At 70.1% G+C, this 14693-nt stretch carries 10 protein-coding genes and 3 pseudogenes; 1 reads left to right on the forward strand and 12 read right to left on the reverse strand.

Going from position 1 to position 14693, the window contains the following annotated elements; all coding sequences use genetic code 11:
• The 7 genes and pseudogenes from AOK24_RS06470 to AOK24_RS06500 form a co-directional block, all read right to left on the reverse strand.
• Positions 1-551: pseudogene (locus AOK24_RS06470) on the reverse strand (regulator); the annotation flags it as partial.
• Between the two features lie 154 nt (positions 552-705).
• Entirely contained in the window at positions 706-1617 is a 912-nt protein-coding gene (locus tag AOK24_RS06475; protein ID WP_055719095.1) for a YceI family protein, read from the reverse strand.
• A gap of 125 nt (positions 1618-1742) precedes the next feature.
• A complete protein-coding gene (locus AOK24_RS06480; RefSeq protein WP_055719096.1) occupies positions 1743-2816 on the reverse strand; it encodes a maleylacetate reductase in 1074 nt (357 codons plus the stop codon).
• Positions 2813-3663 (reverse strand): annotated as a pseudogene (locus tag AOK24_RS06485) (dioxygenase family protein). The gene AOK24_RS06480 and the pseudogene AOK24_RS06485 overlap by 4 nt, the downstream one beginning before the upstream one ends.
• 9 nt (positions 3664-3672) lie before the next feature.
• Positions 3673-5415 carry an FAD-dependent oxidoreductase gene (locus AOK24_RS06490; RefSeq protein WP_055719097.1) on the reverse strand — a complete coding sequence of 581 codons (1743 nt, stop codon included), beginning with the start codon at positions 5413-5415 and terminating at the stop codon, positions 3673-3675.
• 211 nt (positions 5416-5626) lie between these two features.
• Complete coding sequence (gene dnaE / locus AOK24_RS06495) at positions 5627-9004, reverse strand: DNA polymerase III subunit alpha (RefSeq protein ID WP_240553695.1); 3378 nt, start codon at positions 9002-9004, stop codon at positions 5627-5629.
• A 52-nt stretch (positions 9005-9056) separates the two neighbouring features.
• Positions 9057-9998 (reverse strand): haloalkane dehalogenase, encoded by a 942-nt coding sequence (locus AOK24_RS06500; RefSeq protein WP_223008687.1) that lies wholly within the window; start codon positions 9996-9998, stop codon positions 9057-9059.
• A gap of 125 nt (positions 9999-10123) precedes the next feature.
• Between AOK24_RS06500 and AOK24_RS06505 the strand changes: the two genes are divergently transcribed.
• A complete protein-coding gene (locus tag AOK24_RS06505) occupies positions 10124-11110 on the forward strand; it encodes a helix-turn-helix transcriptional regulator (protein WP_055719099.1) in 987 nt (328 codons plus the stop codon).
• A gap of 129 nt (positions 11111-11239) precedes the next feature.
• Here AOK24_RS06505 and AOK24_RS06510 read toward each other — a convergent pair whose 3' ends face one another.
• From AOK24_RS06510 to AOK24_RS06525, 5 genes and pseudogenes are all read right to left on the reverse strand, one after another.
• On the reverse strand, positions 11240-12133 hold the full coding sequence (locus AOK24_RS06510) for an MBL fold metallo-hydrolase (protein WP_079056697.1): 894 nt from the start codon (positions 12131-12133) through the stop codon (positions 11240-11242).
• 65 nt (positions 12134-12198) lie between these two features.
• Positions 12199-12986: pseudogene (locus AOK24_RS06515) on the reverse strand (SDR family oxidoreductase).
• A gap of 88 nt (positions 12987-13074) precedes the next feature.
• Complete coding sequence (locus AOK24_RS06520; protein ID WP_055719100.1) at positions 13075-13650, reverse strand: TetR/AcrR family transcriptional regulator; 576 nt, start codon at positions 13648-13650, stop codon at positions 13075-13077.
• A 58-nt stretch (positions 13651-13708) separates the two neighbouring features.
• Entirely contained in the window at positions 13709-13837 is a 129-nt protein-coding gene (locus AOK24_RS52225; protein WP_276206819.1) for a hypothetical protein, read from the reverse strand.
• 165 nt (positions 13838-14002) lie between these two features.
• Positions 14003-14491, reverse strand: a complete 489-nt coding sequence (locus AOK24_RS06525) for a MarR family winged helix-turn-helix transcriptional regulator (RefSeq protein ID WP_055719101.1) — start codon at positions 14489-14491, stop codon at positions 14003-14005.
• Positions 14492-14693: the final 202 nt, after the last annotated feature.

The following is a 14693-nucleotide window of genomic DNA, read 5'->3' on the forward strand; positions in this document are numbered from 1 at the left end:
GGCGAAGGGTGGGCGTCGGGGGTCTGGCCCATGCAGGCCTCGCAGAGCCGGGTCGCGACGGTGACCGTGCCGACCGGGCGGGTGGTACCCGGTGCGCGGACGGGTGCGCTGACGGCGGACGTCTCCTGCCAGTCGTCCAGGAAGTGTTCAGGCCCGTGGACCTCGGCGCGGCGCCCGGTCCGCAGCGCGATGGCCGCGCTGTTGGGGCCGACGCGCTCCTCGGAGAGGTCCGCGCACGGGCGTCCGTGCGGATGGACGCCCCCGCTCCACAGCACCCTCAGCCGCGCGTCGGTGAACACGAGCGCCGACCGCCCGTCCAACGCGGAGGCGAGCCGCTCCAGCACCGGCCGGGCCGCCTCCAGCACGGGCACCGCGCCCACGACCGGCGCCACTTCCCCGCCCGCGTCCCGCCGTACCCCATGGAACCGGGCCCGCCGCCAGGCCGCCACGACCTCCTCCGGCACCCCCTCAGGCACCGTCCCGCCCGCAAGGAACAGCTCCCGCGCATGGCGAAGTCGGGTAAGGGCCGGAAGCTGTTCTGCGATCGTCATGGCACCTCTCACCGTACCGGGAACGGTTGAAGAGGCAACCAAAGCCCTCGCCTCCACCGCGCCCCGGCCCCGTGACAGCCCCCTCGCACCCCGAAGCCCCACCCTGCGGGACAGGCTCCCCCGGTGTCGGGGGAACCCGTCCGGGCCGGGGCCATTACTCCGGCGGCGTAGGCATGTCCGGTGAGCGGTACATCGCCTGGACGTCCAGTTCCAGCTGGACCGTGGGGCCGACCACCGCGATGCCCCGGGCGAGCATGGAGCGCCAGTTGAGGGTGTAGTCCTCGCGGTGGAGTTCGGCCGTGGCGAGGGCGGCGCAGCGGAGTTCCTCGCCGTAGCCGCCGTTGACCGTGCCGAGGTAGGTCGTGTCGAGGGACACGGAGCGGCTGACGCCGTGCATCGTGAGGGTGCCTTGGAGGGTCCACTTGCTGCCGCCGCGGTAGGCGAAGCGGGTGCTGCGGAAGTCGACGTACGGATAGCGCTCGACGTCGAGGAAGTCCGCCGAACGCAGGTGGTTGTCGCGGGTGTTGTTGCCCGTGTTGATGCTGTCCGCGTGGATGCGGACGTGGACGCTGGAGTCGCTCATGTCCGGCGCGACGCGTATCGCGCCGTCGAACCGCTCGAACCGGCCGTGCACGTGCGCCATGCCGACGTGCTTGGCGATGAAGCGGATCGCGGTGTGCGGCGGGTCGAACGCCCAGCCGCCGGGCGGCGGGAGCGGGAGCTGGCGGGCCGGCTGGAGCCGGACCAGACCGGGCGCCGGGCTGTGGCCGCCGAGCACGTCGACGGTCTCCCGGTGCGGGTTCAGCCCCTCCGCGATGGCCAGCATGCTGTACCGGCCGGGCGGCAGGACGGCGACGAAGAACCCGTAGGGGTCCGTGATGCCGCGCGCGGCCACCTGGTGCGTGTCGAGCGCGGTGATCGTCACCTCGACCGCGCCCATCGGCTGGTCCACGGGGTCGACGATCGTCCACCCGACCGAGCCCGCGCCCGCGGGCAGCGCCAGCCGCAGCCCGGTATCGGCCGCCGCGCCCTTGTCCCGTCGGCGCCGGAGCAGTCCGAGGGCCATGTTGTGTCACCTTCCTGAGTTCCTGAATATGATCCGCGAGCGCCGGTACGGCCCTCACGGTCGGGCGGGTGGGGTTCCTTGGCCGGCCAACTCGGTTTCCCTGTACGCCGGTTGCGCGAACCCCGTCACCGTCCCCTCGGTTCCCGCCCTGCGAAGGCGTCGCGCAGCACCCCCAGCACGCCGTCCGCCGTGACCTCGCGCGGATTCGGGTAGGCCGTCCCCACGGCCAGCTCCACCGCGCGCCCCAAGTCCCCCTCGGTCAGCCCGAGTTCACCCAACGACCGGGGTGCCCCGAGCCTCCCGCACAACTCCCGCAGCGCCCCCACCGATTCCTCCGCACCCAACGCCCGCCCGAGCCGGGTCAACGCGTCCGGCGCGGCAGGGGAGTTGAAGGCGAGGACGTACGGCAGCAGCACCGTGTGCGTCTCGGCGTGCGGCAGCCCGAAGGTGCCGCCCAGGACGTGCGCCAGTTTGTGGTGCAGGCCCATGACGGTCGACCCCAGCACCGCCCCGCACAGCCAGGCCCCGTACAGGGCCCGGCCCCGGGCCGCCAAGTCGCCCGGAGCAGAGGCCAGTTCGGGAAGCGCGCCCGCCATCGCCCGTACGCCCTCCTCCGCCATCAGCTGGAGCAGCGGCGACACCCCCGGCGAGTACAGCCCCTCGGCGGCATGCGCGATCGCGTTGACGCCGCTGGTCACCGACAGGTCCACCGGCATGCCGACGGTCAGGTCGGGGTCGTACACGACACTGCGCGGCAGCACCGCCGGATCGCGGCCCGTACGCTTCACCCCGTCCTCGGTGAGCCCCCACACGGGCGTCATCTCCGAGCCGGAGTACGTGGTCGGTACGGCGATCAGCGGCAGCCCGGCGCGCAGCGCGAGCGCCTTGCCGAGCCCGATCGCGGAGCCGCCGCCCACGGCCACGCACCCGTCGGCGCGCAGTTCCCCGGCCAACTCCACGGCCCGCTCGGCGACTTCGACGGGTACGTGCATCCGGGCCGCCGCGTGCACCCCCACGCACACCGTCCCGAGCGCCCGCGCGACCCCCTGCGCGACCTGCGCGCCACGCGCCCCGCTCACCACCAACACCCGCTCCAGGCCCAGCCGTTCGGCCTCCCCCGGCACGGCGCTCGTCGACGCGCCGGACCGCAGCACCACCCGCGACCCCGGCACGTCGTGCACGAACTCCACGCCGGTCACCGGGGGTTGAGGACGAGGTCGAAGCGGGCGTGCCGGAAGGGGTTCGCGACGCCGAACTCCCGTGCCAGGGCGGGGTCGTCGGTCGTGGCGAAGTCCTGCACGAGGCTCTCCTTCACCGCGAACACCGCGTCGGAGTCGAGGTATCGGCCGCCCGCGACGAAGATGTGCGTGGTGACCGGCGTGTGCTGCGGCGCGGACGCGATGAAGTGGATGTGGGCGGGCCGGTACGGGTGTCGCCCGGTCGCCCGCAGCAGGTCGCCCACGGGGCCGTCGGTGGGGATCGGGTACGCGTCCGGCACGCACGTCCGGAACCAGAACCGTCCCTCGCCGTCGGCGGTGAACAACCCGCGTCCGTTGCCCGGGGGTTGGACGTCGGCTGCTGGACGTCGTAGAAGCCCTCGGCGTTCGCCTGCCACACGTCGAGCACCGCGCCCGGCAGGGGAGTTCCGTCGCCGGACAGCACCCGGCCGCTCACCACGCAGGGTTCGCCGGTGCCCAACAGGTCGATGTCCGCGCCGAGTTCACGCACCGGGGACTCGGTCATGTGGAACGGCCCGAGGACCGTCGACTCGGTGCCGGGGCCGCTGTCGCCGTTCACGGTCTCGACCAGCATCGACACGCCGAGCACGTCGGACAGCAGGATGAACTCCTGCCGCGTGTCGGTGCACGTCTGCCCGGTCGCGGTGAGGAAGCCGATCGCCCGCTCCCACTCCTCGCCGGTCAGCCCCGTCTCGCGGACGAAGTCGTGCAGGTGCCGGGTGAGGGAGCCGAGCAGCTCGCGCAGCCGGGGGTCGGGGGTGTCCGCAAGGCTGGCGACCACCGACTCCGTCAGATCCTGTGTACTCATACGACTCCCTCAGCCCCGCCCGAGCACCCGCCCGAGCGCCTCCGACAACCGGCGTCCAGCATCCTTCGCCGCTCCCGCGTACCGGTACGCGACATACCCGTCGGGCCGGACGAGGAGCACGCCCGCGTCGGAGACCTCCCGCAGCCGAGCCCAGTCGCCGTACGGGTCGTCGTACTCCTGACCGGGGCCGATGACCACGGACGGCACGCCGAGCGCGTCGGCCGCGCGGACCCAGTCCTCGCCGCCGATGCCGGTCAGGACCGTGAAGCGGCCCTTGCCGACCGTGTCCAGCGTGGACAGGGTGCGCGTCCCGGAGGTGATCCAGGCGTGCGGGAGCTTGGCGCCGGGGCGGGACGACGGCTGGTGGTAGAGCTCCGGGTCGCGGTCGAAGCCGGGGTCGGGCGTGCCGTCCGGGACGACCGCGTCGGAGGCGTACCGCTGGTTCAGGTCGACGCCGTGCGCGTTGAACTCGTACGCCTTGAAGGCGATCGCCTCCCGCAGCTTCTCCCGGCGCTTCTCCGCCGCCGCTCCGGCGTCCTTGCGGTCGGCGATGTTGGCGCGCAGTTGCGCGGGGGTCTGCGGGGCGAGGAGGTCGAGGGCCTCGAAGACGGGAGCGGTCTCGCCGATCGACTGGTTCGCGCGGGTGACGATCTGCCGCCCCACCGGGGCGCGTTCGGCGGTGTACGTGTCGAGCAGCCGCGGGCTCGCCGTCCCTTCCAGGACCAGCTTCAGCTTCCACGCCAGGTTGTACGCGTCCTGGATCGACGTGTTGGAGCCGAGGCCGTTGGACGGCGGGTGGCGGTGCACGGCGTCCCCGGCGCAGAAGACACGCCCGTTGGAGTAGGTCTCGGCGTACAGGTCGTTGACGGTCCACGCGGACGACGACTTGATCGTCACCGGGATCTCGTCGTCCCCGATCAGCTTCCGGACGACCGACTCCGCGTACTCCGTGGTCAGGTCGGGGGCGCCCGCGTCCACGTCGTACCCCCACACGATCAGCCACTCGTGCCAGGGCCGTACACACCGCACCAGCCCCGCCCCGATGCCACCGACGGTCGCGCCCGGCGTGAGGACCCAGTACAGGGTGGACGGGCGGTGCGCGGTGTACTTGGTCAGGTCCGCGTCGAAGACGATGTTGATGCTGCCGGCCACGCCCATCCGGCCGACCGTCGGGAGCCCGGCGTCCTCGGCGACCTGCGAACGGCCGCCGTCCGCGCCGATCAGGTACTTCGCGCGGATCGTGTACTCGTCGCCGCGCACCCGGTCCTCGACGGTCACCGTCACGCCGAACTCGTCCTGCACGAACGACTTGTAGACCGTGCTGTACCGGAACACCGTGCCGCGCGCGATCGCCGCGTCCACCAGGACCGGTTCCATCAGGTGCTGCGGCATGTCGCACATCCGCGTGGGGCTCGCGAGGTCGTGCTCGGCCTGTACGCGGGGGTCGTTGCCCCACGACCGCAGCCGGCCCAGCTCCTCACCGGCGAGGCTGGTGCAGAACGTCGTGTTCCCCATGAGGTGCTGGGGCGTCGCCTGCGCGACGACCTGCTCCTCGACGCCGAGGTCCCGCAGCACCTCCATCGTCCGCTGGTTCGTGATGTGCGCACGCGGCGTGTCCGCGAGGCTCCCGTACCGCGTGACGACCATGTTCGCCACCCCGTACGTACTCAGCGCCAACGCCGCCGAGGCACCTGCGGGGCCACTGCCAACGATCAGGACGTCGGTCACGACATCGGGCTCGACGGTGTGCACGGGAACGCTCCGGGGAAGTGAGGGGAATCTTCCATGATCATGAACCGGAGGGGGCGGGGGCGGGTGTCTCACTTCGAGACAGTGCGGCGGGTTTGGGGCGCCTCGCTACGTCAGCGACCCGCGCACCGCGTCGACCAAAGAGGCCGCGCTGCCGTTCACCGTGCAGCTCGGTGACCTCCTGGACTGCTAGCACGACCGCTACGACCAGAAACTACGGACAGGGTTTGCTGTTGTCCGTTGTCCCCTCCGCCGGATCGGCTGTGCTCGGACGAACCCTGGTGGGCTCTGATCCCGACCTCGTATCGGCGGGCGATATGTCCAGTACGGCGAGTTCCTGGCCGACGAGGCTGACGTTCCCGTCGCGTTCGTTGAGGCGGCCTCGGACGGCGATGGCACTGTCCGGCGTCAACGCGTACTGGACCAGCGGGTAGGTGGCGGGGAGGTACAGGATCTCCATCTCGCCGTCGCGGTCTGCGAGGCGGACGACTGCCCAGACCTTGCCCTGTTTGGTCGTCTTGCGTTGGACGTGGGTGATGAGGCCGGCGAGGGTGACGACGCCTTCGGTGCGGCCGGACGCGGTGAGCTCGGCGATGGTGGTGGACCGGTGGCGGGACAGGATGTGCTCGGTGCCGTCCAGGGGGTGCGCGGAGACGTACATGCCGAGCATGTCCCGCTCGGCGGCGAGGAGTTGCTTGCGCGGCCATTCTTCGTCGTCGATGGGGAAGTCGAGGCCGAACGAGGGCTGGTCTTCGGTGCCGCCGAAGAGGTCGCCCTGTCCGATCGCGGCCTGCTTCTTGACCGGAACGACCGAGTCGATGGCGTCTTCGTGGACGGCGGACAGCCCTTTGCGGGTGTGGTGCAGCGAGTCGAACGCCCCGCCCTTGATCAACGATTCCACGGCCCGCTTGTTCACGGCCGCGATGTCGGCCTTGTCAAGGAAGTCGGGAAAGGAGGTGTACTTGCCCTTCGACGTACGGGTGGCGACCAGGGATTCGATGACGTTCTCGCCGACGTTGCGCACCGAGCGCAGCCCGAACCGGACGTGTTCGCCGACGGCGGTGAAGTCCGCGACGGACTCGTTGATGTCGGGGGGCAGGACCCGCACGCCGAGCTTGCGGGCGTCGGCGAGGTAGATCGCGGCCCTGTCCTTGTGGTCGCCGACCGAGGTGAGCAGGGCGGCCATGTACTCGGCGGGGAAGTTCGCCTTGAGGTAGGCCGTCCAGTACGACACCAGGCCGTAGCCGACGGAGTGGGACTTGTTGAACGCGTACCCGGCGAAGGGCGGCATCACTTCCCACAGGGCCTTGATCGACTCCTGCGAGTACCCGTTGTCCCGCATCCCGCCGTGGAACTTCTCCCGTTCCGCGGCCAGCGCCTCGGGCCTCTTCTTGCCCATGGCGCGGCGCAGCAGGTCGGCGCCGCCCAGGGTGTACCCGGCGAGCTGCCGGGCGATGGCCATGAGCTGCTCCTGATACACGAGCAGGTGGTAGGTGTTCCCGAGAATCGGCTCCAGGGCGTCTTCCAGCTCGGGGTGGATCGGGGTGATCTCCTGGCGGCCGGTCTTCCTGTGCGCGTAGTCGGTGTGCGCGTGGGCGGCCATCGGGCCGGGCCGGTACAGGGCCAGGGCGGCGGCGATGTCGTCGAAGCGGGAGGGCTCCATCAGCTTCAGCAGGGTGCGCACGCCGGCGCCGTCGAGCTGGAACACACCGACGGTGTCGCCCCGGGCCAGCAGCTGGAAGGTGGTGGCGTCGTCCAGGGGAATGGGGGTGGCGCCGTCGGCGGGGACGGTGTCGGTGGTGAGGTGGATACCGCGGTTCTCGCGGATGTTCTGGATCGCGTGGTCGATGACGCCGAGATTCCGCAAGCCCAGAAAGTCCATCTTGACCAGCCCCAGGTCCTCGCAACCGGGGTAGTCGAATCCGGTGATCCTCATGCCGTCCCTGGGGCGCATGTGCAGGGGGATACGGTCGGTCAGGCGGGTCTTGGACAGGACGACCGCCGAGGGATGGACCCCGGTGTTACGGATCAGCCCCTCGACGCCCATCGCCGCGTCGAGGACCCGGCGCACATCGGGTTCGTTCTCGTACAGGGCACGGATCTCGCCGGCCTCCCCGTAGCGGGGGTGGTCCTGGTCGAAGATCCCGGGCAGCGGGACCGCCTCGCCCCTCGGGTCCTGCGGGAGGGCCTTCGTGATCCGCTCACCGTGCGAGAACGGGTAGCCCAGCAGACGCGCGGTGTCCTTGACGGCGTTCTTCGCCTTGAGCCTGCCGAAGGTGTTGACCAGCGCCGTGTACTCCTCGCCGTACTTCTGAACCACGTACCGCACCATGCGCTCGCGGTGACGGTCGTCGAAGTCGAGGTCCACATCCGGCCGGTCGATCCGCTCGGGGTTCAAGAACCGCTCGAAGAGCAGCCCGTGCTCCAGCGGGCACAGTTCGGTGATGCGCATCGCGTACGCCACGATCGACCCCGGTGCCGAACCGCGGCCCGGCCCGACCGGGATCTTCTGGGCGCGGGCGTACCGGCAGATATCCGCGACGACCAGGAAGTACGAGGAGAACCCCGTCGGGCCGATGACGTTCATCTCGGTCTCGAAACGCTCCATCACCTCGCCGGGGACCGGGGAGCCGTACCGCATGGCCAGACCCTTGAGGCACTCCTGTCGCAGCCACGACTCCTGGGTCCGCCCTTCGGGGACGCCGGGGTACTGCGGCATCTCGTCCCCCGGGGCGAAGACCTCCTCGTAGGACTCGATGCGCTCCGCGACCAGCAGGGTGTTGTCGCACGCCTCGGGCAGGTCGGCGAACAACTCCCGCATCTGGGCGGCGGTCTTGAGGTAGTAGCCGGTGCCGTTGAACCTGAACCGGTTCGCATCGTCCTTGTTCTTCGCCACCTGGATACACAGCAGGTTGTCGTGGGCGTCCGCGTGCTCCTCGAGGACGTAGTGGGCATCGTTCGTCGCCAGCAGCGGGATGCCCAGGTCCTTCGCCAGACGCAGCAGGTCGCTGCGGACGTCGCGCTCCAGGGCCAGGCCGTGGTCCATCAGCTCCAGGAAGTAGTTCTCCCTGCCGAGGATGTCCTGGTAGCAGGCCGCGACGTGGCGCGCCTCGTCGTACTGGCCCAGGCGCAGCCGGGTCTGGACCGCACCGGAGGGGCACCCGGTCGTCCCGATGACGCCCTCGGCATGCTCCGAGATCAGCTCCATGTCCATGCGGGGCTTGCCGGCCGGGAACTGCCCCGTGCAGCTGGCCTCGCTCGACAGGTGGAACAGGTTGCGCAGGCCCTGGGCGTTGCGGGCCCACATCGTCATATGGGTGTAGCGGCCTGCGCCGGGCCAGAACTCCTGCGTGCGGTTACGGCGCCCGGACGGGGCGACGTACGCCTCGATCCCGATGATCGGCTTGACGCCGTCGAAGCCCTTGGCGACCTGCTGGAACTCGTACGCACCGAACATGTTGCCGTGGTCGCTCATCGCGATGGCGGGCATGCCCTGCCGGGCGGCCTCGGCGAACATCGGCCTCAGCCGCTGGGCACCGTCGAGCATCGAGTACTCGGTGTGATTGTGCAGGTGGACAAAGGAATCGGTCACCGGGAAGGCCCCTCCGAGGACCGGATCTTGAAGCGACCCCCGAGGTGGGCTGTCAGCCGAGGCTGAGGATGGCCTCGACCAGCAGGCCGGGCTGCTGCTCCTGCAGGAAGTGACCGGCGTCGGGAACCCTCACGTGCTTCTGCCCCTTCGCACCCGGGACGCGGGCCTGGAAGATTCCCTCGAAGGGGCGCGAGATGTGATCGTGTTCGGCGAAGGCGGTCAGGAACGGCTTGTCGAAGGCTTCCAGCCCGGCCCAGGCACTGCGCAGCGTCGCCGCGAGCGGTTCCGGGGTATCGAGCGTGACGAGGTGCGGGAACTGCCGTGCTCCGGCGAAGTACCGCTCGGAGGGGAAGGGGGCGTCGTAAGCGGCTGCCTCCTCCTCGGTCAGGACGTCACCGCTCACGCTCAGCGCGCCGGCCACCGCCCGCGAAGCGGTCAGGTCGGGTGCCTCGGACATCTCCCGCCATTCCAGGAACGCGCTGAATCCCTGCGCGAACTGCTCCTCGGTCAGCGAGGCCATGAAATCCGGGTCGGTCAGACCGGTGTTGGAGGCGACCACGGCCACGAACCGGTCGGGCGTGAGCCCGACGTGCACGTTGAAGATGTAGCCGCCCCAGTCCTGGCCGAACAGGGTGATGTCGGTGAGACCGAGCTGGTCCAGCCAGTCACCGGTCCAGGCGATGTGGGACTCGTAGGTGTACGCGGCCCGGTCGACCGGCTTGTCCGAGCGGCCGAAGCCGATCAGATCCGGGACCAGGACCCGTCGGCCCGCTGCCACCAGGCCGGGGATCATCTTGCGGTACAGATAGCCCCAGGACGGCTCGCCGTGCGCGAGGACCACGACCGGACCGTCGGCCGGCCCCTCGTCGGCGTAGTGCATCCGCAGACCGTCGCCGACCGTGACGTAGTGCGGCTCGTACGGCCAGTCGGCGAGGCCTTCGAAACGCTCGTCCGGGGTCCGCTCGATGTGCATGCCGGCTGTTGAGTTCGACATGTCGCTCCCTTCCTTCAAGGTGGATCGGCCGGCTCGCTCCGGTGCCGGGCCGCGTGCTGTTGCCCCATGAACGTACGACCGGATACATGACATGTGCCGTCATGTATCCAGGTCATTCTTGGAGTATGAAATCCGACCGCTTGCTGTCGCTGCTGCTGTTGTTGCAGACCTACGGGCAGATGCCCGCGACCGACCTGGCCGCGCGCCTGGAAGTGTCGGTCCGGACCATCTTCCGCGATGTCGAGGCACTGTCCGCGGCCGGTGTGCCCGTGTACGCCGAGCGAGGCTGCAACGGCGGCATCGCCCTGCTTCCCGGCTACCGCACCGATGTCACCGGCCTGACGGCCGACGAAGCCCGCGCCCTGTTCGTCCTGGTCACCGACCGCGCCCACGCCGACCTGGGACTGGGCCAGGCGATCGGCTCGGCACTGCGCAAGGTCATGGCCGCCGTGCCCGCCCCGTTTCGCGGCGACGCCGATCTCGCCAGCCGCCGCATCCTCATCGACCCCGTGCGCTGGCGCGGCAGCCCTCAGCAGCTCACCGTCGACCTCGGCGTGCTCCAGGCCGCGGTCTTCGACGACCGGCGGCTGCGACTGCGCTACCGTCACGGCCGCGACGCCCAGATCCGCTCCTACACCCTCGATCCGTACGGACTGGTCAGCAAGGCGGGTATCTGGTACCTGATCGCCGATCACCGCGGAAAGCCCATGATGTTCCGGGCGGACCGGATGCTCTCGGCGACGGTCACCGAGGATCCCGTCCGACGGCGCAGCGGGGTGGAGCTGGCCGAGCTGTGGGAGAGCCTGCGACACAGGGTCGACAACGTGCCCACGCCGGTGCGTGTGACGGTGCAGGTCCAGCGCCCCATGCTGGCGAAGTTCCTGGCTCTGCACGGTGCGGAGCTCGCCGCCCCGCCGCCGCGGGAACCGGCCGATGCCGAGAGCACCGATCCGGTGCGACTGGAGGTGAGGTTCCCTTCGCTCGGCTCGGCTGAACAGCTGCTCCTCTTCGGTCCCGCCGTCGAGGTCCTTCAGCCGGCCGAACTGCGTGAGGTGCTGGTTCGCAGGGCGCGGGAGACCATCGCCCTGTACGAGGGCGTCCGAGCAGGCTGACAGCGGCGTCGGGCCACTTCTGTCGGCGCGTTCGCCTCCGCGTCGCTTCTGCGCGGACGGCGCGCGGGGCATGGGCGCCGTTCTCGCGCTGGGCAGCTCGTACGCGGCGGGGCCCGGCATCGAGCCGCTCTACGAAGCTGAGCCGTTTCGCTGCGTCGTCGCGTGCGCCGAGACCAGCAGGCTCCAGTCGTTGGCGTGGCGCGGGTACTTAGCCTTCATCATGCCGAAGAGCTCACCGGTGCCCTTGGCGACCTCGGATGCGGCGGCGAAGTCGTGGATGAACGACCGGGTCTGACTGATCATGGCCGCGACGGCATGGTCGTCGCCGTCGGGACGACGGTGCCCGGCAACGACCATGCGCGGCGCGAGGTCCTCGATGACCTGGAGCGTGTCGAGCCAGTCCCTCCACTCGTCGGGGGTCGAGAGCGCGAGCATGGGGAAGGTCTCGTTGTAGATCGCGTCGCCCGCGACGACGACGTCGATCGCCGGAACGTGGACGATGCTCGCGGGGTGGATGTCGGCCTGCTTGACCGGGATGACGTCGACCGGCGAGCCGTCGACGTACAGGGTCGTGCCCTCCAGCGCTTCGGGCATCGGCCCGTGCGGCACGGCCTTGTCGCCGAACATCAGCTTCCACTGCGCCGCCTGGGCGTCCCAGGTGTCGCGCATCGATTCCAGGATGTGCGGCAGCGTGACCGCCTTCGCGCCGGGGAAACGCTCCAGGAGCGGGCCGATGCCGAGGTAGTGGTCGGCGTGGTCGTGCGTGATGTAGACGGTGGTCAGGCGTTTGCCGGTCCGCTCGATGAGATCACCCAGCTCCCGCACCTCGGCCTTGAGGTGCAGGGCGTCGATCAGGACGATCTCGGTGGGGCCGCTGATCAGTGTCGCGGTCGTCGGCGAGAACGTGCCGGGCGGGACCTCGGCGTTCTCCTGGGCGGGGATCGTCGGCCAGTGGCCGACGAACACGGTCGCCCTCAGGGGTACGTCGTTCGAAGCGGACAACAAGTGCGGGGTGGAGTCCACGGTGAAACCTCCGGTTGTGGGGTGAACGTTGGGAGGGGACGAGCGGCCGGGCGGGCATGCCGCTGTCAGGCGGCCTTGAGAGTGCCGCCGTCGATGACGTGGTCGGCGCCATGGATGTTGGCGGCGCGTTCCGACAGCAGGAAGGCGACCAGGTCGGCCACCTCCTCGGGTTCGGTGAGGCGTCCCGAGGCGATGCCGGAGTACCCGGGCAGAGAGGCGAGCAGGGTGTCGTGGTCGATTCCGAGTGTGGCGGCGACCTTGCCGCCGAAACCGTCGGGGTCGGTCCACAGCCGGCTGGCCACGGTGCCCGGGGGACGGTGTTCACGCGGACACCGCGCGGCGCCAGTTCCTCGCTGAGCCGCTTGCCGAACTGGGTCAGCGCCGCCTTGGCCTCCGCGTAGCCGACCGGCGTGCCGGTGTGCACGCGGGCGTTGATCGAGGAGATGTTCACGATCGCGCCCTTGCGTTCCAGGATGCTCGGCAACGCCGCCTTGGTGGTCCACACCGCGCTGAACAGGTTGAGATCGAATATCCGCTGCCACTGCTCGTCGTCGATGTCGAGGACTGTGCCGACGGTCAGCCCGTCCGGGTCGCCCGCGCCGACGTTGTTGACGAGGAAGTCGATCCCGCCGACCGCGGCGCGCGCCCGATCGGCGACCGAGGTCGCCCCGTCGCGGGTGCTGAGGTCGACGGAGATGGCCGCGGCGGCGACCTCCTCCAGCTCGGAGGTGACCGTCCGGGCGGCACCCACCACCCGGACGCCCTCCGCGGCCAGGGTCCGAGCGATCGCGAGGCCGATGCCGCGACTCGCACCGGTGACCAGAGCGGTCTTTCCGCTGATACCGAGGTCCATGATCTCCCTTTCTCGGAGAACTACAGATTCTTGAACTTGAGGTCAAAAATTAGGGCATAAAAAGGGCCGTCGCCCGAAGTGTCGTTTCTCAGAGGCCCGTCAGGGCCGTGTCGATGATCCGATGGAGCGCCGGCCGGTCGAACGTCCTGGCCATGACCCGCAGCCCGGCGAGGGTGTTCTGGAGGAACAGTGCCTGCGCTCCGACGTCGACACCCCGGTCGACGTCGCCATCCCGCTGCCCTTGCGCGATACGGGCGGCGAGGAGCTCGATCAGCCCCTCCTCCATGCGGAGCACCGCGCGGGCGGCTTCCGCGTCCCGTCCGCCGAGCTCCCCGATCGTGTTCTGCGCCAGACACCCGCGCCGGACCGGCCCGTCCAGGTCCGCGTCCATGAGCAGCACGAAGTAGGCGCGGATGCGCTCCTTGGCGGTGCCCGGCCGCGAGAGGAACTCTTCGGCCTGCTCGGAACGTGTCCGTCCGTAGAGGTCCAACACCTTGCCGAACAGCTGACGCTTGGAACCGAAGGAGTGGTACAGGCTGCCCTTGGCCACTCCGGTCGCCTCCGCGAGGTCGGCCGGGGAGGTCTCGGTGTAGCCCTTGGTCCAGAACGTCTCCATCGCCTGCGCGATGACCACGTCCGGCTCGAAGCCCTTCGGCCTGCCCATACCGCTACCGTAGCCAGTACTTGACCTGCCGGTCAAATACTGGGGCCGCAGGCCGGCGTCAAAGATCAGCGCGGCCGGGGAAGGCGCCGGCGGGGTCTGCGGCCCGGCGGGACTGGAACATGACGAGTCCGGGGGCAGCCGTCGTCGGGCCGGCGAGCATCGGCTCGATCAGGGATGCCAGGGCCACACGGTGACATCTACGCGGTGACGCCGGTCCCGGCTCCCGCACCGACGAACAGGAAGATCCCGTACACGAACTGGCGCCCTGGCTCGATTGAGGGCGATCCGCCTGGAGACCATGCGGTCGGAAGTCCGGTGGGCAACTCCCTCGTGCGCCCTGACGAGCCAGACATCACGAACCGCCCGCGTCGATCTCCGTCTCCGCGTGCGCCAAGAAGTCGCTCACCATCCGCCCGAACAGCGTCGCGAGCCGTTCCCGGTCCGCTGGGGACCACTCCGCGAGGGCCTGGGCGATGCTGTGGCGGCTCACCTCGCGGAGGCGTTGGGCGGCGGAGAGGCCGGCGGGTGTGAGGTGGACGCGTTGGGCGCGGCGGTCGTCGGGGTCGGGGGTGCGGATGAGGTAGCCGGCTTTTTCGAGCTGGGTGAGCTGGCGGGTGACGTGTGACGCCTCCACGGAGAGGCGGGCGGCGACGACGCCGGGGCGCTGGGGGGACGGGTCGGTGGAGAGGTGGCGGAGGATGGCGGCGGCGGCACGGTCCAGCGTGAGACCGCTCGCGGCCATGAGCTGTTCGTGTCGGCGCATGCGCCCCGAGTGGAGCGTGAGGCGGTTGAACTGGCGCTCGATCTCCGTGACCTGTCCGGAGGGTGGTGTTGGGGGCATGGGCCCAGCATACCCATTACTTGCGTAACTTAAGTAACTCGGACAAGGGCTCGTTCACCCCCTTGCCCAGCGCGCCCCCATTGAATGATCCATTCATTCTCACTACCATGCGCCGATGGATTCATTCACCCATGCGCTACGCAGGCGACTCCCCCTCGCCCTGCTGCTGGCCCTCGGGCTGACTCTTCCCACCTCTCCCCCC

This window comes from Streptomyces niveiscabiei, assembly GCF_001419795.1.
Taxonomy (GTDB): domain Bacteria; phylum Actinomycetota; class Actinomycetes; order Streptomycetales; family Streptomycetaceae; genus Streptomyces; species Streptomyces niveiscabiei.

Excerpts from the sequence above, each read along its gene's own strand:
- AOK24_RS06475 (WP_055719095.1), bottom strand. The coding sequence starts at position 1,617 with ATGGCCCTCGGACTGCTCCGGCGCCGACGGGACAAGGGCGCGGCGGCC.
- AOK24_RS06500 (WP_223008687.1), bottom strand. The coding sequence starts at position 9,998 with ATGTCGAACTCAACAGCCGGCATGCACATCGAGCGGACCCCGGACGAG.
- AOK24_RS06505 (WP_055719099.1), top strand. The coding sequence starts at position 10,124 with ATGAAATCCGACCGCTTGCTGTCGCTGCTGCTGTTGTTGCAGACCTAC.
- AOK24_RS06520 (WP_055719100.1), bottom strand. The coding sequence starts at position 13,650 with ATGGGCAGGCCGAAGGGCTTCGAGCCGGACGTGGTCATCGCGCAGGCG.
- AOK24_RS06525 (WP_055719101.1), bottom strand. The coding sequence starts at position 14,491 with ATGCCCCCAACACCACCCTCCGGACAGGTCACGGAGATCGAGCGCCAG.